20 protein-coding genes are annotated in these 19,920 nt (G+C 59.1%); 10 read left to right on the plus strand and 10 right to left on the minus strand.

What is annotated here, in order from left to right:
• Positions 1-75 precede the first annotated feature (75 nt).
• The 4 genes from NH195_RS19320 to NH195_RS19335 form a co-directional block, all read right to left on the minus strand.
• The gene (locus tag NH195_RS19320) at positions 76-1,071 is read right to left on the minus strand and encodes a hypothetical protein (protein WP_066710996.1); all 996 of its coding nucleotides are present in this window, start codon (positions 1,069-1,071) and stop codon (positions 76-78) included.
• A gap of 63 nt (positions 1,072-1,134) precedes the next feature.
• The gene (locus NH195_RS19325; protein WP_066711002.1) at positions 1,135-3,675 is read right to left on the minus strand and encodes a GIY-YIG nuclease family protein; all 2,541 of its coding nucleotides are present in this window, start codon (positions 3,673-3,675) and stop codon (positions 1,135-1,137) included.
• Between the two features lie 2 nt (positions 3,676-3,677).
• Positions 3,678-5,249, minus strand: a complete 1,572-nt coding sequence (locus tag NH195_RS19330) for an Eco57I restriction-modification methylase domain-containing protein (protein ID WP_066711004.1) — start codon at positions 5,247-5,249, stop codon at positions 3,678-3,680.
• A complete protein-coding gene (locus NH195_RS19335; RefSeq protein WP_338012228.1) occupies positions 5,246-5,959 on the minus strand; it encodes an N-6 DNA methylase in 714 nt (237 codons plus the stop codon). The genes NH195_RS19330 and NH195_RS19335 overlap by 4 nt, the downstream gene beginning before the upstream one ends.
• Positions 5,960-6,156: 197 nt before the next feature.
• Between NH195_RS19335 and NH195_RS19340 the strand changes: the two genes are divergently transcribed.
• Positions 6,157-6,792 (plus strand): recombinase family protein, encoded by a 636-nt coding sequence (locus NH195_RS19340; RefSeq protein WP_066711008.1) that lies wholly within the window; start codon positions 6,157-6,159, stop codon positions 6,790-6,792.
• A gap of 296 nt (positions 6,793-7,088) precedes the next feature.
• Here the strand turns inward: NH195_RS19340 and NH195_RS19345 are convergent, their stop codons facing one another.
• From NH195_RS19345 to cobU, 3 genes are all read right to left on the minus strand, one after another.
• Positions 7,089-7,775 carry a glutathione S-transferase gene (locus tag NH195_RS19345; protein WP_066711009.1) on the minus strand — a complete coding sequence of 229 codons (687 nt, stop codon included), beginning with the start codon at positions 7,773-7,775 and terminating at the stop codon, positions 7,089-7,091.
• Positions 7,776-7,850: 75 nt separating this feature from the next.
• Positions 7,851-8,420 carry a histidine phosphatase family protein gene (locus NH195_RS19350; RefSeq protein ID WP_066711010.1) on the minus strand — a complete coding sequence of 190 codons (570 nt, stop codon included), beginning with the start codon at positions 8,418-8,420 and terminating at the stop codon, positions 7,851-7,853.
• Positions 8,417-8,965, minus strand: a complete 549-nt coding sequence (gene cobU / locus NH195_RS19355; RefSeq protein ID WP_338012227.1) for a bifunctional adenosylcobinamide kinase/adenosylcobinamide-phosphate guanylyltransferase — start codon at positions 8,963-8,965, stop codon at positions 8,417-8,419. Before cobU ends, NH195_RS19350 begins: the two co-directional genes overlap by 4 nt.
• A 118-nt stretch (positions 8,966-9,083) precedes the next feature.
• Between cobU and NH195_RS19360 the strand changes: the two genes are divergently transcribed.
• The 6 genes from NH195_RS19360 to NH195_RS19385 all read left to right on the plus strand — a co-directional run bounded on the left by NH195_RS19360 (position 9,084) and on the right by NH195_RS19385 (position 15,674).
• Positions 9,084-9,965 (plus strand): RNA polymerase factor sigma-32, encoded by an 882-nt coding sequence (locus tag NH195_RS19360; protein WP_066711011.1) that lies wholly within the window; start codon positions 9,084-9,086, stop codon positions 9,963-9,965.
• On the plus strand, positions 9,962-10,795 hold the full coding sequence (locus tag NH195_RS19365) for a ChaN family lipoprotein (protein ID WP_066711013.1): 834 nt from the start codon (positions 9,962-9,964) through the stop codon (positions 10,793-10,795). Before NH195_RS19360 ends, NH195_RS19365 begins: the two co-directional genes overlap by 4 nt.
• A gap of 75 nt (positions 10,796-10,870) precedes the next feature.
• Positions 10,871-12,070 carry a bifunctional phosphopantothenoylcysteine decarboxylase/phosphopantothenate--cysteine ligase CoaBC gene (gene coaBC / locus NH195_RS19370; RefSeq protein ID WP_066711015.1) on the plus strand — a complete coding sequence of 400 codons (1,200 nt, stop codon included), beginning with the start codon at positions 10,871-10,873 and terminating at the stop codon, positions 12,068-12,070.
• A gap of 34 nt (positions 12,071-12,104) precedes the next feature.
• Positions 12,105-12,572 carry a dUTP diphosphatase gene (gene dut, locus NH195_RS19375; RefSeq protein WP_066711017.1) on the plus strand — a complete coding sequence of 156 codons (468 nt, stop codon included), beginning with the start codon at positions 12,105-12,107 and terminating at the stop codon, positions 12,570-12,572.
• Positions 12,569-13,597: a HesA/MoeB/ThiF family protein gene (locus NH195_RS19380; RefSeq protein ID WP_066711021.1), complete on the plus strand. Its 1,029-nt coding sequence runs from the start codon at positions 12,569-12,571 to the stop codon at positions 13,595-13,597. Before dut ends, NH195_RS19380 begins: the two co-directional genes overlap by 4 nt.
• 52 nt (positions 13,598-13,649) lie before the next feature.
• On the plus strand, positions 13,650-15,674 hold the full coding sequence (locus NH195_RS19385) for a M3 family metallopeptidase (protein ID WP_066711023.1): 2,025 nt from the start codon (positions 13,650-13,652) through the stop codon (positions 15,672-15,674).
• Positions 15,675-15,712: 38 nt separating this feature from the next.
• Here the strand turns inward: NH195_RS19385 and NH195_RS19390 are convergent, their stop codons facing one another.
• Genes NH195_RS19390 through NH195_RS19400 form a run of 3 tightly spaced genes read right to left on the minus strand, consistent with a single transcriptional unit; the run spans position 15,713 to position 18,144 of the window.
• On the minus strand, positions 15,713-16,591 hold the full coding sequence (locus NH195_RS19390) for a cation diffusion facilitator family transporter (protein ID WP_066711025.1): 879 nt from the start codon (positions 16,589-16,591) through the stop codon (positions 15,713-15,715).
• 27 nt (positions 16,592-16,618) lie between these two features.
• Positions 16,619-17,608: a capsular polysaccharide export protein, LipB/KpsS family gene (locus NH195_RS19395; protein WP_066711030.1), complete on the minus strand. Its 990-nt coding sequence runs from the start codon at positions 17,606-17,608 to the stop codon at positions 16,619-16,621.
• A 5-nt stretch (positions 17,609-17,613) separates the two neighbouring features.
• Positions 17,614-18,144 (minus strand): SH3 domain-containing protein, encoded by a 531-nt coding sequence (locus tag NH195_RS19400; protein ID WP_066711031.1) that lies wholly within the window; start codon positions 18,142-18,144, stop codon positions 17,614-17,616.
• 161 nt (positions 18,145-18,305) lie between these two features.
• Between NH195_RS19400 and NH195_RS19405 the strand changes: the two genes are divergently transcribed.
• The 3 genes from NH195_RS19405 to NH195_RS19415 all read left to right on the plus strand — a co-directional run bounded on the left by NH195_RS19405 (position 18,306) and on the right by NH195_RS19415 (position 19,899).
• Positions 18,306-19,331 carry a 2-hydroxyacid dehydrogenase gene (locus NH195_RS19405; protein ID WP_274377304.1) on the plus strand — a complete coding sequence of 342 codons (1,026 nt, stop codon included), beginning with the start codon at positions 18,306-18,308 and terminating at the stop codon, positions 19,329-19,331.
• A 91-nt stretch (positions 19,332-19,422) separates the two neighbouring features.
• Positions 19,423-19,629: a CsbD family protein gene (locus tag NH195_RS19410; RefSeq protein ID WP_066711033.1), complete on the plus strand. Its 207-nt coding sequence runs from the start codon at positions 19,423-19,425 to the stop codon at positions 19,627-19,629.
• Between the two features lie 72 nt (positions 19,630-19,701).
• Entirely contained in the window at positions 19,702-19,899 is a 198-nt protein-coding gene (locus tag NH195_RS19415; RefSeq protein ID WP_066711034.1) for a CsbD family protein, read from the plus strand.
• Positions 19,900-19,920 lie beyond the last annotated feature (21 nt).

Here is a 19,920-nt window from a genome sequence, read left to right on the forward strand (position 1 = left end):
GTCGAGCGTGTATATTGGAAAACCCACATACCCACACAGTTCGATACAGTGGACAGTATGGGATAGCGATGCTTGTTATTTGACTGTGTGATCAATTTTGAGGCAGCGCCAGCTGCGTCCCTGTACCTCTTGGTACAGGGTAATTAATGCCCCAAGGTGGTCCTTCGTCAGTAGCTCGTCACCTGTGTCGCTGCCGATGAAGGAGTGCTTATATCGCGTCGCTGACTTGAGGGGGTAGCCCGCGATTTTGTCCATGTTGTCGTCGAAGGCCTTGTCCGCGTGAAGCTTTTGGACGTAGAGGCCTGAACCGTCGACGTTGTATGGTTTCTCCCCAGACAGGTAATACGCATCCTTCAGCGCGTCGCGGAGCATCGTTTGGGTGGCATTCGTTACGCCATGCCAGTGAACCAGAACGCCAACTTCGGCTCCATCTGCAATCCAGCCTTGCTGTCGCGAGTACGCCAAGAGTTGCGACACCTGTTCCTTCTTTTTCGCACTTTCGGGGTTATGCCGTTGCATCAGGTAGCGGATGTTGACGACCTCAAGCTCGTACGTGCCCGTCACCCAAAATTCGACGCTACGCCTTCGCCCTTTGATCTTCTTCCAGCGTTTGCGGTCGAGATCAATGCCGTCGGAGACGGCTTGGCTGTCTAGTGAGAACATGCCGACATAGCCGCTGACGTGCAAAAGTTCCCCGTTCATGTAGTCGTTAAAGGCCGGGTCGGATCGGTCGATGGTCGTCGAACCATCCAGAGCTTGATAGACCTCCTCAAGGGGCGCAACGCGCTTGCAGAGGAGTGCGTGAGACGACGCTACGGCAGTCTCGCGACATTGGGCGCACCAGATTGATTGACAACGAGAGGATCGCGAGCAGTTCTGTATGAGGTCCGCCAGTGTATCATTGCCGACATGGCGAAGGGCGTCCTGCACCCTCTGTTGCACAAAATACCCCGAGACGCGTTCGTCCTGCGGCTGCGCGTCCTTGGCGAGTTGGGCCGCAACCTTGGCGGCATGCGCATGCTTGTCGTTTTTGAGATCGGAGAATGTTGTCACGGTGGTATCGGGCCTCATGGTCTAACTTACATCTATTTATAGCTTGGTCGGGAGGCGCATCCTGACCGCTTGGCGATCAGGTTAGATAACCTCCACAACAGTGTCGTAGAGGCCATAACGCGTTAAGCCCGAATGGCTATCGATGCCGCTATAAGAGAGAGAGGCGTCTTCATAGCGGCGGAACGCGAATACAGCTTGATTCATATGCTCAGTATTGAAAACCTTGAGGCGGACAAGCAGGTGGAAGTCGGCGACGGTCAGGCCAGTCACGCTCAAGAATAGGTCAGGCTCCAGTTTAGTGATTACATCTTGGAGCGTGTTTTCGCGGAAATCCGTGAGATACATGAACGCCGGTATCCGGGTTGCGAACTTGACGAGCTTTTCTTGGATTAGTTTGCGCTTCGACTTGAACTCCCTTTCCTCAGCGGAAAGCTCTTTCTTTTCCTTCTCCGTGATGTCGCCGGACTTGGCCTTCCCCTTTAGCTCTTTGACCTTCTCGCTCTTGTTGATGATCGTTTCGATGATGTTGTCGCCGAGCGCACGCCACCCTTCGATACGCTCCACCGCCTTCATGGCTTCTTCGTTGTCCATGATGCGTCGCAGGGTATCGTTATCGACGTTCACCAACAGCGCGCTTTCCCATTTGCGAGCCAGCAGCGTCGCAGAGGTTCCGGCCATCGCAATGTCCAGAATGCCACCAGCATCAATCTGGGTCATGTTCGCGCCGTCGTAAGCGAGAACAGGCAGGAAAGACACAAGATCACGAACCGCGTTTTCTGGGTTCGGTTCGTTTGGTGAAAGCCCAATGCCGTATTCCGACAACTGCCTGAGGGCGCGAGTCGGTGCAAAATCAAAGACAAAGCAAACCGGCTTGAGAACTTCTTCCTCATTGGGATCGTCGCCATTCGGGTTCTTGATCGCCCACGGCGACTGCACCCTAAACGCGGCTTGAAAGTACGTTTCCGGCGATTTCAGGTTCCGCAGCATCAGAATTGCAGACCATTGCTTGACCGTCACGCCGGTTGTGAGCTTGCCGCAGGACAGGGTGATCGACTTCGTGCCAAAGCCGCTTCCGATAGCCACGCGAACTGGTGGCAAGGCTTCAAGCCCTATGCCTGCCGTTGTGCCAGCCGACACCACCACGTTGTACTCGTGCCAGAAAGTGTTTTGGCGCTCGGCCAACAGTTTCGCCATAGCATGACATGCGGCGACGTTTGGCAGGAACCAGAATGAGTGCTGGAGGTATGGCAACAACCGCACGTCAGAATATGGGAACGGCGGTCGCGTGCCTGTTCTGAGGTTGTCCACCGCATGAGCTGCGTGCTGGCCCCTGATGATATTCAGCCAGGTCTGCACTTCATCCTTGTGCTTGAACTGTGCATTCGAGCCTGTGCCGGTTGCGGCAAAAAACTCGTTCAGGTCGAACTCGTCGAACTCACCCGCGCTGGCTATGGACAACAGTTCGTCCGGCATCTGATAGGTCAGCAACCGCATCTGTGGCAGTGAGCCGTAAGGGTTCCATTGGCCGGGATGGTTTGCCGCAAATTCGGCCTTGGCGCGTTGCTCGTCGGTGTAGGTCCAGTTGAAGATCTGTTCTTCGATAAACTCGCCCGTCGCCAGTGCTTTGAACGGCGTCCCTGACAAGTAAAGATATGCCCGCGTTGTGATCGGCAAAAACTCGGCCTCTGCCTCAAGCGGTTCAGCCATCTCGGCCACACGGTCGGTCAATTTTTTGGCGTCTTCTAGAAGCTTTTCCTCGCGCTCAAGGGCTTCTTCTTCTCCTTCGAACAACTCCTTCGCACTCTCACGCCATGCGCCGAAATGGTATTCGTCAAAAACCACTAAGTCCCAATTGACCGCGTGGAGCCACTCATTCCGGGGCTTGATATTGCCCTGTCGATCCTTGCCCAGCATGTCTTGGAAAGACCCGAAGTAGACCACAGGCTTGGTTTCGTCGATCTGGGTCGGATCGGCGTCTGACTTGCGGGACAGGTATTGCCAGCCATCGAAATCGACATGGCTTTCAAGGTCTGTTTGCCACGCATCTTCAACAGCGGGCTTAAAGGTCAGCACCAGCACCCGTTTTGCGCCCATCTTGCGGGCCAACTGGTAGGTGGTGAAGGTCTTGCCGTAGCGCATCTTGGCGTTCCACAGAAAACGGGGAACGGCGTGCATGTCCTCAGACCAGCGCGACATATAGTACGCGTGGGTTTGCTCGACTGCTTCCGCCTGTTCCCGGCGCATGGCGAAGGTCTGGTGGTGCGTGCCTGTGCGTTTTTGCCCCGTGCGCAATTCGGTCAGTACGGTCTGAACGTCAGCAAGTGAACACCGCATCCATTCCAGCGTTGGGTTCTCAAACCCCTTGGCTTTCAGAGCGTCGCGGACCTCGTGGTCGGTGATAACAGAGCCGTCATGGCGCTCGGCGGGTTCGTCAAGCTCGATCCTGAAATTCTCGATGAACGCCGTGCGAAGCTGTTCGCCAACACGCGCCCGCACATCCCGTGTGGTCTGCCCGACTTTGAGCAGGCCAGCATGAGCGGCATCGTCAATCGAATAGGCGTAAATGCGGGGGCGAGCCTTTGGTTTTGGCTCTAGAATGTCGTCTACGGTAAAAGAGACCATGCTTATTCCGAGAGCTCCATCACCTTGACCTGAGAGGCAATAAAGTCCTGTTCGTCCTGAGTAATTCCGTACTTGGTATAGAGCTTTTCATCTGTCCACTCTTGATCCCAAGACTGCATCGGCACCCAAGAATAAGTCGCATGGGTCGCGTGCTGCGTAATTTTGCGCAAAGAAACCAGAAAGCGGAAGAACCTAGTCTTGTAGTATGACAGGATACTTTTAGCCTCCTCCTCACTACCGATATAGAAAAACAAGAATGACTGCGTGCACACAGAAGGGGAAGGCGCGATGAGTGGCTTTCCAACAATCTGGTGCGGCAATCCATCGCCGCCGTTGAAAGCTTGAGGAACCATGACTTTCCAATAGTCGATCAGGTGCGCACTCTTCGTTACTTTCTCTCGCTCGATATAACCAACTCCGCGCTTCATTCTTCTAATGTAGTGAAGTTCTACGTCGTTGGGCTTTTCGTTCTTGTGGAAACCGTCAAAATTCGAAGTCCAACCAAATTCTTTGTCTCTAGCGAGTATCGTGTTTATGGAAGTATGACCTTCGCCGACGACTTTCTCCAAAATTGTCATTGCTCGGCCATCACGCACGAAAACATCGAACTGGCCCAGATTGCGCAAGCTCGGCCCAACCGTCTCATTCCCTCGAACGGTTGTCACCTCACAGTCACCTTGATAGTCGGCATCCCATAGGAAGAAACAAACTCCCGCTTTCACCTCAACTCCAGGGAATACATCCATCGCAGACGGGAAATCATGCAAAGCTCTAATACGTCGATCAGAAAGCATGGTGTCGCGGAAGTCAGACAGCCCCAAACCGGACGCCATCCAACGCGCAGGTATGACCATTGATAGATAGCGTGGTTGTAGGGCTTTTGCTTGTTCCACAAAGTGCTGGTAAATTGGCACGTCCCGCGTTCCGCCATCGCTTGCGAGTTGATATGGTGGGTTCCCTACGATCACATCGAACTGCATGTCGTCTCCGAACAGCGCTGAAATGCGCTCTTGTATTTTGTCTGTGTGGATAAAGGCATAGGCATGGGTTTCTCTGTCGCTACCTCGGTCAAACGTTGATTTGCTAGCACCACAGAATTTGCACTTGTCTTGTTTGTTCCAATCATGCTCCACCCGCTCGAACCAGACATTGCCTGTTTCGGAATTGAAGCCGCGGGTGATCGAATGCTCGCCGTTCGCGTGTTTCGAGCAATAGAGCGACCGCCGAGCCAGCATGGCCGTCAACTCGGTAATACCAATGCCGAACACCTGTCGTGTCAGGATGTGATCCACACGCGCTTGCAACTCGGGTATCTGTGGCTCAAGGCCGTCAATCAGGCGTTTGGTAATCTCTCGCAGAAACACCCCTGACTTGGTGCACGGATCAAGAAACCTGACGGACGGGTCGGCCCAAATGTTTGCGCCGTCATTGTCCGCTGCCCATGCCTCTGCCAGCGTGTCCAACATTCGGTTGGCAAACTCGGGCGGCGTGAACACCTCATCGTTGGACAGGTTAGCAATGCAGGACAGAACGTCCGGGTTCCGCCCGCGCAGCGTGAAGGCGGCTTGGGTCATGCAGTGGCCTCGGGTGCTGGCCCATTTTGTTCGGCAAGGTCTTTAATCGTCATTGGTGGATAGGTCTTGGTCGGCTTGAATATTTCGTGGTTCCCAAGGCCCGCGAATAGCGACCCCTCGGCGTTAAATGCAGATGCTCCGGTCAATACGTCCAAACGAAAATCGCGGCGCTGGAACTTACCTTTGCCAATATAACCCCATTCCGCAAACGAAATCGGACTACCGTCAGTTGTCTTCATGGTCAGCGCGTCGCCGTGCACGAGGTTGGTCGCGAGAACATGCGACGCGGCACGGTACAGGTCATCCTCCGGGGTAAGCCGCAGATAGTCTGACAACACTTCGAGCATGTTGGCCCGACACTCATCTATGTTGTCGGCCAAAAGCTCGATCCCGTAGCAGCACATCAGAGCCAAGAGAGCGTAGTGCCGTCGGTTGAAATCGGACTTGCCAAACTTCATCTGCACAGCCGCCAGCTTGCGTTGCAAGACCGGTACGAGGAAGTTGCCGCTGCCGCACGCGGGTTCAAGGAAGCGGGCGTCGACCCGCTCTGCCTCACCCTTAACAAGGTCAAGCATAGCTTCGACCATCCACGCAGGAGTGAAGACTTCACCGTGGTCGGCGACACGTTTTTTCGAACGAATGAGGCTCATGTTATATTCATCGCAATTCTGAAAGAGATCGCCAAGAGGCTCCGATATTTTTTTGAGGATTGTTCAGTTTCATCTCAGTCCGACAGATGTCGTAAGCGTTTCCAAATGCTCCGCTGCATCACAATTGGATTTTGTAAGGATATGCCCTTCCGCAATGGAAATTTGGCCCGAAAAACCTGTATTGAAAGGATTGTTCTGCCCTATACGTGGCATTATTTTCGCTACGTAGGCTAATGCGACACATGGGAAGGCGAAGAATGGCAATTATCTTGTATGCGCGGGTCTCGACCGCAGATCAGACGGTAGATCACCAGAAGGATCAGGCATTGGCGGCGGGTTTCCAGATTGATGATGTGGTTGAGGACAATGGAGTCTCGGGATTGTCGGTTCCTCTCAGGGAAAGACCGGGCGGTAGGCGGCTATTCGACAAATTGCGGGCGGGAGACACGTTGGTTGTCCGCTGGGTCGACCGATTGGGTCGCAATTACGAGGATGTCACGTCGAATATTCGGCAATTCGTGGAGATGGGCGTCACGATCAGGACCGTTATCAACAATATGACCTTCGACGGCCAGACAAACGACCCGATGCAGAAGGCAATTCGGGACGCGATGATCTCATTCATGGCGGCATCGGCCCAAGCGCAGGCCGAAGCCACGAAACTTGCCGCGAAAGCAGGACATGCTCACCGGAAACGGATTGATCCTGAGGCATACAAGGGGCGAAAGCCCTCATATTCCAAGGACCAGATCGACCGCGTTGTCGAATTGCTCGAAGCTGGCACCGGTGTGAACGAGATCGGCCGGCAAATTGGCCTGACAAAGTTCACGGTTTCTCGGATCAAGGCCGATGTGCCAGCGGCTTATGCGCGCGTTGCTCGGTGGGGCCAGTGACACTAGCAGATTTCGCGAGTTGGTAGGCTTCGTGGAGCGCACGTTGGACGATTAAGCGCTTAATGAGCGCATCGGCCAAATGAAAAAAGTAGTTTTACAATAATCTACACAATAGTGAAACTTGGCAGGCCCGGCGCGATGGCGCATTGCACTTCGATGCGACGCGCTTCAACGCCTTCGAAGGCAACGGAAAAGGTCCGTGCGACCATGGCCTGAAACTCCCGTTAACACATGTTAACCCGTGCTACCGCGAACGTGGTTAGCAAATGGTTAACGGGAGATGGGGCGTGGTGAATTTATATCGACTGGGGCCAGTCCAGCTTCGGCAGATCCATCGCGTAGGGCACCGGATCGTAGCTGATGTTCAGCCCGTCGGTGCGCCATTTCTGAAACGCAGGATCGGCGAGATGCGCGTTCACATAGGCGGCGAGACGCTCGGAGACCGGCAGGCCATAGCCGGTGATCCGCGCCGCAACCGGGGCGTAAAACACATCGGCGGCGGAATAGGCGCCAAAGAGCCAGGGCCCATCGCCCGAGAAGTGCTCGAAGGCATGGCCGAGGACAAGCTCGAGGCGGTCGAGGTCGGCCTGAACCGCATCGCTGATCGCAAACCCCTCGTAGCGATGCAAAAGCTGCATGGCGCAGGCGGAGCGGAGTTCGGTGAAGCCTGCGTGCATCTCTGCGACCAGCCAACGGGCATAAATCCGGGCCTGCGGATCGGCGGGCCAGTGACCGGCCTCCGGGTGACGTTCGGCCAGGGTTTCAGCCAGAGCGATGCTTTCACCGATCACCCAGCCTTCGGGCGTGCGGGCCGTGGGGACGAAACGGGCGGGAGAGAGCGGCGCGAGATCTTGTTGCATCGTGCCGGTGTAGAGACCGGTCATGATTTCGCGGTAGGGGATGCCGAATTTCTCGAACAGGAGCCAGCCGCGCAGGGACCAGCTCGAAAAGCTTTTATCGCCAATGAAAAGATCGTATGACATGGGCACCTCCTGATGTTGCGATTAACATAGAGGGGCTTAATTCATCATGAAAATTCATATTTGTCGAAAAAATAATCAATATTTGTGATTTTTCTGAGCGCAAGACCAGGGACCCGACAGGCCTTGCGGACAGTCAATCACGGTGGCGGATAACGGGTCGATGCGATGTGCAAGGACCTCATGGGCGGAACACTTCAGCGCCTTTTGCAACAGCGCAAGGATCACCCCCATATGGGCGACGACGATGGTTTCTCCGGCAAGGTCGTGGACCCCGGCATGCACCCGCGCGGAAAACGTGTTCCAGCTTTCTCCGCCGGGCGGCGCCACATCTCCGGGGGTCTCGAAGACCTGACGCGCCAGATCGCCGTCGCGGGCTTCGATTTCCGGCCAGCGCAGCAATTCCCAGTCTCCGAAATGGGTCTCCCGCAGGCGTGGATCGTGCGAGAGCCGGGGGCGGGGGCCTTGAATGGCGCTTGCCGTATCGACGGCACGACTCAAATCGGAGGAGATCACCGGCACCTGCGGCAGAGCCTGTTCCAACCGACCGATGGCGGCATGATCGGACAGATCGGCGGGCAGATCGCTCCAGCCGACAAAGCTTTTGGCGTGCGTCGGGCCATGACGGATCAACCAAAGGCGGCTCACAGCAGCCCCTCCGGCAGGCTGCCCTTGAGCACGAAAGGCAGTCCGGCCATGACGCCCACGACGGTGGCCGCTTCCTCGGCAAGCCGCCGGTTCAGCGCGCCTTGGGCGATGCGAAACCGGCGGGCGAGGGCGTTTTCCGGCACGATGCCAAGCCCGACCTCATTGGAGACGACGACGATCTGCGCCGGGCTCTGGCGGATCGCGGCGAGCAGCTTGTCGGTTTCCCGGTCGAGGTCGTGTTCGGCCAGGAGATGGTTCGTCAGCCAGAGCGTGGCGCAGTCGAACAACAGAATCTGACCCTCAAGAGCTTCGGAAATCACCCGATCGGCAGCGTAAGGCTCCTCGATTGTGCACCAATCGACCCCACGATTTGTGCGGTGTCGCTCAGCCTTTGTGCGCATTTCTTCATCGTAGATCTGAGCGCTGGCCAGGTAAACTCTATTCAAACCACTGTGAACGCATATTTTTTCCGAAAAATCGGACTTCCCGGAAGAGGCGCCGCCTAGGACGACTGTCATATTTGTGCACATGATCGTGAGAACCATTTCGGAACCATTTTGTTAGGCTCTGCGTATCAGGAGTAGCCACCGCTCGCAAATGGCCGTCATCGGACTTGCCTTTGAGCCGAAGCCAGAGCGCACAAGAGACCTTCAGGAGGGGACAATGGCACTCGATTTGACTGCATCGGACAACGCCCTGCCACGGCGGGCGATGAAAGCGGAAATGTTGGACGCCGAGACGGAGACGCAGCTTGCGCGCGCCTGGCGGGACCATCATGATGAAGCGGCACTGCACCGTCTGATCACCGCTTACATGCGGCTGGCGGTCTCGACGGCGGCGAAATTCAAGCGCTATGGCGCGCCGATGAACGACCTCATTCAGGAGGCCGGGCTTGGCCTGATGAAGGCCGCGGAGAAATTCGACCCGGATCGCGGCGTGCGGTTTTCGACCTATGCCGTATGGTGGATCAAGGCCTCGGTGCAGGATTACGTCATGCGCAACTGGTCGCTGGTGCGGACCGGCTCCACCTCGGCGCAGAAGTCGCTGTTCTTCAACATGCGCCGGGTGCAGGCCCGCCTTGAACGCGAAGCCATGGCGCAGGGCGCGGCGCTCGACCGCGATCAGCTCTTGCAGATGATCGCCATGGATCTCGGCGTGCCGCTCAGAGATGTCGAGATGATGGACGGGCGTCTGTCCGGCTCGGATTTCTCTCTGAACGCCCAACAGTCCGGCGACGAGGAAGGTCGCGAATGGATCGAGACCCTTGCCGACGAGGGTGAAACCACCGCCGAAATGGTCGGCGAGGCGCATGATCAGGCGCAGCTCAAGATGTGGCTCGGCGAGGCGATGGACACGCTGAGCGAACGCGAACGCTTCATTCTGCGGGAACGCAAGCTGGCGGATGAGCCGCGTACGCTGGAAAGCTTGGGCGAGGAACTGTCCCTGTCGAAGGAACGCGTGCGGCAGTTGGAGGCGGGGGCCCTGCAGAAAATGCGGAGTGTGCTTGAAACCAACCGGCACGAGGTCCACAACTTCCTCGCATGAAAGAGACGATTGCCCTCGTGACCGTTTTGGCTGCGAGCCCCGCATTTTCGGAGCAGATATCCCCGGATGCGCTCGATGTGTTGCAACCGGCGGATGTCGTGATCCTCGGGGAAATCCACGACAACCCATTGCACCATGCGCATCAGGCGCGGGCGGTCGCGGGGCTTGCGCCAAAGGCGGTGGTGTTTGAAATGCTCAGCCCGGAGCAGGCAGCGCGTGTCACGCCGGAGCTGCGTCAGAATGCGGCAGGGCTGGCGCAGGCGCTTGAGTGGGAGAACTCCGGTTGGCCCAATTTCTCCATGTATTCCCCGATTTTTACGGCGAGCGATGCACCGGTCTACGGGGCGGCTCTGCCGCGTGACACCGTGCGCGCGGCTGTCTCGGACGGGGCGGCAGAGGTGTTTGGCGCGGAGGCTGCACGTTACGGCCTTGATCGTCTATTGCCGGATGACATGCAAAAGGCCCGGCAAGAGATGCAGTTCGAGTCCCATTGCGGGGCGATGCCGATGGCGATGATGGCGGGTATGGTCGAGGCGCAGCGGCTGCGCGATGCCGCCTTTTCCCGCACCGTGATCGAGGCGTTCGAGGCGACCGGCGGTCCGGTCGCTGTGATCACCGGCAATGGCCATGCGCGTGTCGATTGGGGAATGCCTGCGGTCCTGGCGCAGGCTGCGCCGGAGTTGCAAGTGCTGTCCATCGGACAATTGGAACATATGCCGGAAGACGTGCCGCCCTACGATCTCTGGCTTGTCACCGACCCGGTGGAGCGGGACGACCTCTGTGCGGGGTTCGTGAGCCAATCCGAAGACGAGACCGGAGGCGCGGGCTGAGCATTGTCTCAAGCCGGGGCTTAGCTTAGAACCGATCCTCGAAACCGTCATGTCCGGGCCTGAGGGAGAGCTGTCATGCTGAACGGAAAGAGCATTCTGCTGATCATCGGCGGTGGCATTGCCGCGTTCAAATCGCTGGACCTGATCCGCCGCCTGCGCGAAGAAGGCGTCCGGGTTGTGCCGGTCCTGACGAAAGCCGCCGAAGAGTTCGTCACACCGCTATCGGTCTCCGCGCTGGCCGCCGAGAAGGTCTATCGCGATCTCTTCGATCTCACCGACGAGGCGGAAATGGGGCATATCGAACTGTCTCGCGCCGCGGATCTTGTGGTCGTATCGCCCGCCACCGCCGATCTTCTGGGCAAGATGGCCGGGGGGCTGGCCAACGATCTGGCCTCGACCCTGTTGATGGCGACCGACAAACCCGTGCTCGTTGCCCCCGCGATGAATGTACGGATGTGGGAATATCCCGCGTGTCAGCGCAACGTAGCGACGCTTATGGGAGACGGTGTGCTGTTCGTCGGGCCAGAAGAGGGCAGCATGGCCTGTGGGGAGTTCGGCCCCGGGCGCCTGTCGGAGACGCCCGACATCGTCGCCGCCATACGGGCTGCGCTGACCGATGGGCCGCTGAAGGGCAAGCACATCCTTGTCACCTCCGGTCCGACGCATGAGCCCATCGACCCGGTGCGTTATATCGCCAACCGGTCCTCGGGAGCGCAGGGCACGGCGATTGCCATAGCTCTTCGTGATCTGGGCGCCGATGTGAGTTTTGTCACGGGACCCGCCGATGTGCCGCCGCCGCTCGGGGTGCGGGTGATCCCGGTGGAAACCGCGCGCGAAATGAAAGCGGCAGTGGAGGCGGCTCTGCCGGCCGAGGCGGCGGTGTTTGCCGCTGCCGTCGCGGATTGGCGGGTGGCCTCCGAGAGTGGGTCGAAAATCAAGAAAACACAGGGTAAGCTGCCCATTCTGGAGTTTTCCGAAAACCCGGACATTCTGGCGGGGGTGAGCCAGATGGCGGAAGGGCGGCCTCGTCTCGTGGTTGGCTTTGCCGCCGAGACAGATGACGTGATCGCGCATGCGACGGAGAAACGCAAACGCAAGGGCTGCGACTGGATCGTCGCCAATGACGTCTCCCCCGCGACGGGCATCATGGGCGGGACGGAAAACGCCGTCACCCTGATTTCCGAGCGCGGGGCCGATGAATGGCCGCGCATGGGCAAGGACGAGGTGGCGCGCCAGCTAGCCTATCGGATCGCCGATCATCTTGTGCAGAATTGAGTAATTCAACCATCAGAAAACAGTGTGGGAAAACATGAGCGTCGCAATCAAGATCCAGTGGCTCGAGGGGGCCGATCCCGAGATCAAGCTGCCGTCCTATGAAACCGAACATGCGGCGGGTGGCGATGTGCGCGCGAATTTTCCGCCGGAGATGCGGGAGGTTGGTGTGGTTCTGGAACCAGGTGCACGGGCACTGATCCCGACCGGTTTCGCGATGGAAATTCCGCCGGGCTATGAGGTTCAGGTGCGGCCCCGTTCCGGGTTGGCGCTCAAACACGGGATTTCCATGGTCAACACGCCGGGTACGATTGACGCGGATTACCGCGGGCCGGTGGGCATTCTTCTGATCAACCACGGGCAGGAGGCGTTTCACGTCACCCATAGTGAGCGCATCGGCCAGATGATCGTCGCGCCTGTGGTGCAAGGCGATTACACCGTGGTCGAGAGTCTGACCGATACCGTGCGCGGTGCGGGTGGGTTCGGCTCGACCGGGCGCAAATGAGTTATTTCCTGATCATCGCTGCGGTGCTTTGGGGCATCGGTTGGCTGACCGGCGCGCCGATACGGGCGCGGTGGGCGATGAGTGGGGTTCTCTATCTGGCTGTGATCTTGGCGCTTGCCGTGTTGCCCGAGGGGCACGCATTACGTTTAAGCCTTGGCGGGTCGCTGGGGGAATGGCTTTTGGTCGGAGCTGCGGCGGTGATCGTCATGGCCTATCGTGCCGGGCTTGTGGCGCTGCGGCGGCGGGCGGAGGCGCGGGAGCCGGAAGAGAAGAGCGACAGTTTTCGCCCCGCGGAACTTGATCGCTACATGCGGCACATCCTGTTGCGCGAGATTGGCGGGCCGGGGCAGCGCAAACTGAAAGATGCCAAGGTTCTGGTAATCGGCGCGGGTGGTCTTGGTGCTCCGGTGCTGCAATATCTGGCGGCCTCCGGTGTGGGCGTGATCGGGGTGATCGACCCGGATGTGGTCGAGGCCTCGAACCTGCAACGGCAGGTGATCCATACGGATGCGCGCCTCGGTCAGCCCAAGGTGTTTTCCGCCGCCGAGGCGATGACGGCGCAGAACCCGTTCATCGAGGTCCGCCCCTATCATCGGGCGTTCGATGAGAACGCGATGGATCTGGTGGCCGAGTACGATCTGGTGCTGGACGGGACGGATAATTTCGATACGCGCTATCTTGTCAATCGCGCCTGTGTGACCCATGGCAAAACCTTGATCGCTGCGGCGATCACGCAATGGGAAGGTCAAATCAGCACCTATAAAACCCATGAAAATGGCCCCTGTTATCAATGTGTGTTCCCTGAGTGCCCCGCGCCGGGGATGGTGCCGAGCTGTGCGGAGGCGGGTGTTGCGGCCCCGTTACCGGGGATTTTGGGGACGATGATGGCGATGGAGGCGGTGAAAGAACTCACTGGTGCCGGGCAGGGCCTTAAGGGGCGGCTCGTGATCCATGACGCGCTCTATGCCGAGACGCGCAGCATCGCGGTGAAAAAGCGTTCCGACTGTCCGATTTGCGGCGCCTAGGCCTTTTCCTTACCGCGCGCGAGGCATAGCTTTGTCGCCAAAGGAGACACGCATGACCAACGCTTACCTGTCCGAGTGGAACACGCCCTTCAATCTTCCGCCCTTCGCCGATCTGACCGATGCGGATGTCAAACCCGCCGTCGATGCCGCGCTTGCCGAGGGGCGTGCGGCGATCAAGGCGATTGCCGAAAACCCCGAGGCTCCGACCTTCGCCAATACGATTGAGGCGCTCGAAAAAGCCGATGCGACCCTGTCGAAGGTCTTGGGCGCGTTTTACGGCATGGCGGGTGCTGACACGAACGATGTGCGCGATGGGTTGATGCGCGATCTGTCTCCGGTTCTCTCGGCCTATAGTTCGGAAATCACCGCCAATGAGGCGCTGTTCAACCGGATCGAAAGGCTCTGGCAGGCGCATGAGGCCCTTGATCTGACGGACGAACAACAGCGTGTATTGATGCTCACCCGCCGCTCTTTCGTGCGCTCCGGGGCGAAACTCGAAGGTGCGCAAAAAGACCGTATGGCGGCGATCAAATCGCGCTTGGCCAGCCTCGGAACGCAGTTTACGCAAAACCTTCTGGCGGATGAGCGGGACTGGTTCATGGAGCTGGAGGAGGCTGATCTCGAAGGTCTGCCGCAGTTCGTGGTCGATGCGGCGCATTCGGCGGGGGAAGAGAAGGGGGCGAAAGGGCCGGTGGTGACGCTGTCCCGGTCTTTGATCACGCCTTTCCTGCAATTCTCGCCGCGTCGCGATCTGCGCGAAAAAGCCTTTCGGGCCTGGGCCGCGCGGGGTGAGAATGGTAATGCCAATGACAACCGCGAAATCGCAAAAGAGATTTTGGAGCTGCGTGAAGAGCGCGCCAAATTGCTCGGCTATGAGAGCTTTGCAGCCTACAAGCTCGAAACCGAAATGGCCAAAACGCCCGAGCATGTGCGCGATCTGCTGATGCGGGTCTGGGCGCCGGCGAAAGAGGCTGCCGAACGGGACGCTGCGATCCTGTCGAAGATGATGGCCGAGGATGGCATCAACGGCGATCTGGAACCTTGGGACTGGCGCTATTATTCCGCGATCCGCCGCAAGGCGGAGCACGATCTCGATGAGGCGGAGCTCAAGCCCTATCTGCAACTCGAACGCATGATCGAGGCGGCCTTCACCTGCGCCAATCGTCTGTTCGGGCTGGAATTCGAACCGCTCGATGTGACGACATATCACCCCGACGCACGGGCCTGGAACGTGACGCGGAACGGTAAACATATCGCCGTGTTCATCGGCGATTATTTTGCGCGCGGCTCGAAGCGGTCAGGCGCGTGGTGTACCGCGATGCGCAGCCAGCAGAAACTCATGGGCGACATTCGACCCATCGTCCTCAATGTGTGCAATTTTGCCAAACCGCCAAAAGGCGAGCCGGCTCTGTTGTCCTATGACGATGCACGCACCCTGTTCCATGAGTTCGGCCATGCGCTGCATCAGATGTTGTCTGACGTGACCTACGAGTCGATTTCCGGCACCTCGGTGGCGCGCGATTTCGTCGAATTGCCGTCGCAGCTATACGAACATTGGCTCGAAGTGCCTGAGGTGCTCGAAGAATTCGCAACCCATGCGAAGACTGGCGAACCGATGCCACGCGATATGTTGGAGCGTCTTTTGGCCGCGCAGACCTACGATCAGGGGTTTGCAACCGTGGAATATGTGGCCTCGGCGCTGGTCGATCTGGATTTCCATGACGGCCCCGCACCGAAAGACCCGATGGCAGCGCAGGCGGAGACGCTTAAACGCATCGGTCTGCCGCATGCCGTCACCATGCGCCACGCGACGCCGCATTTCTCGCACGTCTTCTCGGGCGACGGTTACAGTTCGGGCTATTACAGCTACATGTGGTCGGAAGTGATGGACGCGGATGCGTTCGAGGCTTTCGAGGAAACCTCGCCCTTCGATCCCGCCATGGCGAAAAGCCTTGAAGAGAACATCCTGTCCAAAGGCGGGTCCAAGGATGCCGAAGCGCTTTACAAAGCCTTCCGGGGCCGGATGCCCGGCGTTGAGGCGCTGCTCAAGGGGCGAGGACTTCTGGCCGCCGAATAAGGCTTTTCTGATGGCCTAAATACTCAAAAGCGAGGCGGTCAATCCGCCTCGCCCGCGACGTCCTTGTGAATGATCACTTCGGCATTGGGATAGGCCTCAAGGATCGCGCGTTTCAGCCCGGCCGAGATTGCATGCGCCTCGCGCAGGGTCTGGTCGCCATTGACCTCGATATGGATGTTGACGAAAGGTTTCGACCCGGCCATGCGGGTTTTCAGGTCGTGATAGGCATAGATGCCGGGGAAGTGCTTTGCCATGTCGCCGATCTCGTCGACCATGTCTTGCGGCGCGGCCCGGTCCATCAGAGCGTCCCAGGCGCTTTTGCCGATGTTGAGCGCGCCGACCAGCAAAATTGCCGCCGCCCCGAGCGCGACCACGCTGTCGAGCCGGTCGAAGCCAAAGGCGGAGGAGGCCAGCAGCGCGGCAATCGCGCCGATATTGGGCACGAGATCGCCCAGATAGTGCAGGCTGTCGGCGGATACCACTTTCGATTGGGTCCGGCGTGCCACGTGTTTCTGCCAGAGCACCAGAGCAATGGTGAGGACAATCGAGAGGATCATCACGCCAACGCCGATCGCTTCGGAGGTCATTTCGGGGGGCGTGGGCGAGAGCATCCGGCGCACCGAGGTGACGGCGATCACCGCGCCGGAGACAAAGATGAAGATCGACTGGCCCAATGCCGCGAGATCCTCGGCAGAGGTATGCCCGAAGGTATGGTCCTCGTCGGGCGGCCGTGAGGCGTACCAGATCGCCAGCAACCCGCCCGAGGCCACCAGAAGGTCCATCGCACTGTCCGCCAGCGAGGCGGCGATCGACATGGAACCGGTCGCGCTCAGCGCCCAGATTTTCGCGATTACCAGAACGGTCGCGACACTGACAGAGGCGATCCCTGCCGAGAGATTCAGATGTTTGTCCTGCATGGGTCCGTCATGCCCCGGATTGCGGGCTTAGTCCAGCATGAGCTTGTCACGAATCCGCGCCCAGGCCCGGGTCGCAAAATTGTCCTTGACGGGTTCAAGGCAGTGGCGTTCGAGGAACCAGTGGAAGTAGCCCTCATAGTCGAAATCCCCCATGGTCTCGGGACCGAACTCGATCGCCGCCTTGAGATCTGCGACGTTTCGCGGCGTGAGCGTCGCGTGCCAGTAATCGCTCTTGCCGCAGGTGATCACCGGCTTCTTCTGCATCAGGGCTTCGAACCCCGCCGATGAGTTCTGGGTGATCACGACGCGCGCGGCTTCGATCAGATCGTGCAGCGAGGCATCCGAGAGTTTCACATTCGGATGGTTCTCGCAGAATTCGAGGATCTGCCGCCGGCCCTGCTTGCTCTGATGCGGGTGGAGTTTAACGTAAACCAACGCGTCCCGGTCGAATGTCGCCGCCGTGGCGATCATCTGTTCGGTGGTCAGATAGGCCGAGCCGGGCACCTGCGTTTCGCGCGGCTGGCACAGGATCGTTGCGGTGGCCGGGCGCAGCGGCGCATCCATCCGCGGCTCCTGGCGCAGCTTGGAGACATTCTCGCGGAGCATGTAGCCGGTGACACCGTTGAAGAAATATTCCGCCGCCTCGCGCCGCTCCGGATCGGGGCAATACTGCGCGAACCGCAGCGAACTGTCCTTGCCATGGCCCAGCTCGTCGAAATACCAGAAGCCCCAGAGATAGGAGGGGTAGGCGTGCAGGATCGTCGGCCCGTACATCGCAGGCCCGCCGACGATGATGTGGAAATGATCGGTTTCGAGGAGTGCGCGCGAGGTTCGTGTGTTGCCCTCGACGAGATAGGTCGTGAGCCCCTTGCCCTTGAGCATCGGGGTCAGGCGCGTGAAAAAATCGTGCCGCCCCTGCGCGATGGCCTCATGCCAGCTGCCATAGCCGTGGATGACACAGGATTTGAGCCCGGCGGGAATGTTGCGGGCGGCGAGAGGGGACTTGATCGGCTCCATCGGAGTTACTCCAGAATTTCATCCGGACGTACCCCCCAGAGTCCGGATTTCAACGCCCAGCCTTTCTGCCCGTCGGCAGAGACCTTGCACCATGAGACATCACATTCGAGAAGGCGCAGGATGACGTTTTTCTCCGCCTGCGCCGCCAAGCGGGAGGTTGGATCGGGGCGGGAAAACAGGTCGATGCTGTCCTCCGTCACAAGCGCCGTGCGTACCCCGGAAATCAGGGAATAATGCAGCCAGCCGGTTGCGCCCTCGATGTCGCGCACCCGCCGCCAGTGACCGTATTCGGCAATGACCTCAAGCGGATAGCCGCGGTGGACAAAGACCCAGTCGATCCGGTGCGACAGCGACGGTCCGCGCCGGGCATTGGCCTTGTCGCTTTTGAGTGAGACGAAACGCGGCAGTGGCAGGTTGGTCACGGGGCCGCGGGTCGGACTGTCCGCCTGTCCCGCAACCGGGCTCAGCACCAGCAGACAGAGCAGCGCCACCCGGATCAGGGCGCGTCCCGCAAGAAATCGACCACTGTTCACCATTGCCAACCCGATCTGCCGCCTACCCGATTTGCCTGTTATCCGACGGCTCCGCATGAGACGTGCGCGGTAAGCCTGTCTTGCCCGATCTTATCCTTTACGCCTTGCCGGGATGCAATCGAGTTTGCCACTATGGGGTGGAAAAAGAAAGGGAGGGCGCAGTCATGGGGACCGATATGGGGAATGTCACGAACGGGAACGGTTCGACCCAAAAGCGTCTCAGGGTCGCCGTCACGCGGGCTTTGCCGGAGGCGGTCGAAACCCGGATGACGGAACTGTTCGATGTGGAACTGAACCACGAGGACCGCAAGCTCGACCGCGATGCGCTGGTCGCGGCCATGGGACGTGCGGATGTGCTGGTGCCCTGTGTCACCGACCGGATCGACGCCGGGATGCTGGCGCAGGCCGGGCCGGGGTTGAAGCTCATCGCCAATTACGGTGCGGGGCTCGACCATATCGACGTGGCAGCAGCCCAGGCGCGCGGCATCATGGTGTCGAACACCCCCGATGTGGTGACCGAGGATACGGCGGATATGGTGATGGCGCTGATCCTCTCGGTCACCCGGCGCATCCCCGAAGGCCTCGCAGTGATGCAATCCGGCGATTGGCAGGGCTGGGCGCCGACCGCCTTTCTCGGCCAGCGTCTCGGCGGCAAACGCCTTGGCATTCTCGGTATGGGGCGGGTCGGTCAGGCGGTGGCGCGCCGGGCCAAGGCCTTTGGCCTGTCGGTGCATTATCACAACCGGCATCGTCTGCGCCCGGAGACCGAAGCGGCGCTGGAGGCGACCTGGTGGGAGAGCCTCGATCAGATGCTGTCGCGCATCGACATCCTTTCGATCAACAGTCCGCACACGCCCGCGACCTATCACCTGATCAACGCCCGGCGGCTCAAGCTGATGAAACCCACCGCGGTGATCGTCAACACCTCGCGCGGCGAGGTGATCGACGAAAACGCCCTGACCAGGGGTCTGCGCGCGGGACAGATCGGCGGTGCGGGGCTCGATGTGTTCGAGCACGGGCATCAGATCAACCCAAGGCTCCGGGCGCTGCCCAATGTGGTTTTGTTGCCGCATATGGGCTCGGCTACGGTGGAGGGGCGGATCGCGATGGGCGAGCGGGTGATGCTCAACATCTGCAATTTCCGCAACGGCGTGCGCCCGCCCGACATGGTTGTGCCCGAAATGTTGTGAAGCGCCCGGGTTTCATCGCATCGCAACCATTTCGCGTCAGGCTGCGTTGAAGGTCTGACAACACATGCAGTGAAACCGGGAAGGACAGATCATGCGCTGGTCCAGCATCGAAGACAAATGGTTCCGTTTCAAATCCAAGGCCAAACAGGAATGGGGGGCGCTCAGCGACGCACAACTCGACGAGATCGCGGGGGATCGGGATCGCCTCGAACGCGAGATTGCGGCCACTTACGGCAAGACACCGGATGAGGCGCGTTTCGATGTGTCGAGCTGGAAGGAACGGGTGGCGGTGGCCTGATCTTTCTGGAACCAGATATGGGGGGCGGGCGTTTTGTTTCAGATACGAAATGCCACAGAAAGGAGGCTCCCGATGAATTGGGATCAGGTTCAAGGCAAATGGAAAGAGATGAAAGGCCGCGTTCGTGAGGAATGGGGCGCATTGACCGACGACGATCTGGCGGAGGCCGAGGGCAACCGCGAGCAACTCGAAGGCAAGATTCAGCAACGCTACGGCAAGACAAAGGAAGAAGCCCGTAAGGCGGTGAACGATTTTATCGACAAGCTCTGATTTCGTGATCAGATTATATGA

This window comes from Celeribacter ethanolicus, from assembly GCF_001550095.1.
Taxonomy (GTDB): Bacteria; Pseudomonadota; Alphaproteobacteria; order Rhodobacterales; family Rhodobacteraceae; genus Celeribacter; species Celeribacter ethanolicus.

Bases quoted from the DNA above. Each gene is read 5' to 3' on its own strand.
- NH195_RS19320 (WP_066710996.1), bottom strand. From the start codon at position 1,071: ATGAGGCCCGATACCACCGTGACAACATTCTCCGATCTCAAAAACGAC.
- NH195_RS19325 (WP_066711002.1), bottom strand. From the start codon at position 3,675: ATGGTCTCTTTTACCGTAGACGACATTCTAGAGCCAAAACCAAAGGCT.
- NH195_RS19330 (WP_066711004.1), bottom strand. From the start codon at position 5,249: ATGACCCAAGCCGCCTTCACGCTGCGCGGGCGGAACCCGGACGTTCTG.
- NH195_RS19340 (WP_066711008.1), top strand. From the start codon at position 6,157: ATGGCAATTATCTTGTATGCGCGGGTCTCGACCGCAGATCAGACGGTA.
- NH195_RS19345 (WP_066711009.1), bottom strand. From the start codon at position 7,775: ATGTCATACGATCTTTTCATTGGCGATAAAAGCTTTTCGAGCTGGTCC.
- cobU (WP_338012227.1), bottom strand. From the start codon at position 8,965: ATGGTTCTCACGATCATGTGCACAAATATGACAGTCGTCCTAGGCGGC.
- NH195_RS19360 (WP_066711011.1), top strand. From the start codon at position 9,084: ATGGCACTCGATTTGACTGCATCGGACAACGCCCTGCCACGGCGGGCG.
- NH195_RS19365 (WP_066711013.1), top strand. From the start codon at position 9,962: ATGAAAGAGACGATTGCCCTCGTGACCGTTTTGGCTGCGAGCCCCGCA.
- coaBC (WP_066711015.1), top strand. From the start codon at position 10,871: ATGCTGAACGGAAAGAGCATTCTGCTGATCATCGGCGGTGGCATTGCC.
- dut (WP_066711017.1), top strand. From the start codon at position 12,105: ATGAGCGTCGCAATCAAGATCCAGTGGCTCGAGGGGGCCGATCCCGAG.
- NH195_RS19380 (WP_066711021.1), top strand. From the start codon at position 12,569: ATGAGTTATTTCCTGATCATCGCTGCGGTGCTTTGGGGCATCGGTTGG.
- NH195_RS19385 (WP_066711023.1), top strand. From the start codon at position 13,650: ATGACCAACGCTTACCTGTCCGAGTGGAACACGCCCTTCAATCTTCCG.
- NH195_RS19390 (WP_066711025.1), bottom strand. From the start codon at position 16,591: ATGCAGGACAAACATCTGAATCTCTCGGCAGGGATCGCCTCTGTCAGT.
- NH195_RS19395 (WP_066711030.1), bottom strand. From the start codon at position 17,608: ATGGAGCCGATCAAGTCCCCTCTCGCCGCCCGCAACATTCCCGCCGGG.
- NH195_RS19400 (WP_066711031.1), bottom strand. From the start codon at position 18,144: ATGGTGAACAGTGGTCGATTTCTTGCGGGACGCGCCCTGATCCGGGTG.
- NH195_RS19405 (WP_274377304.1), top strand. From the start codon at position 18,306: ATGGGGACCGATATGGGGAATGTCACGAACGGGAACGGTTCGACCCAA.
- NH195_RS19410 (WP_066711033.1), top strand. From the start codon at position 19,423: ATGCGCTGGTCCAGCATCGAAGACAAATGGTTCCGTTTCAAATCCAAG.
- NH195_RS19415 (WP_066711034.1), top strand. From the start codon at position 19,702: ATGAATTGGGATCAGGTTCAAGGCAAATGGAAAGAGATGAAAGGCCGC.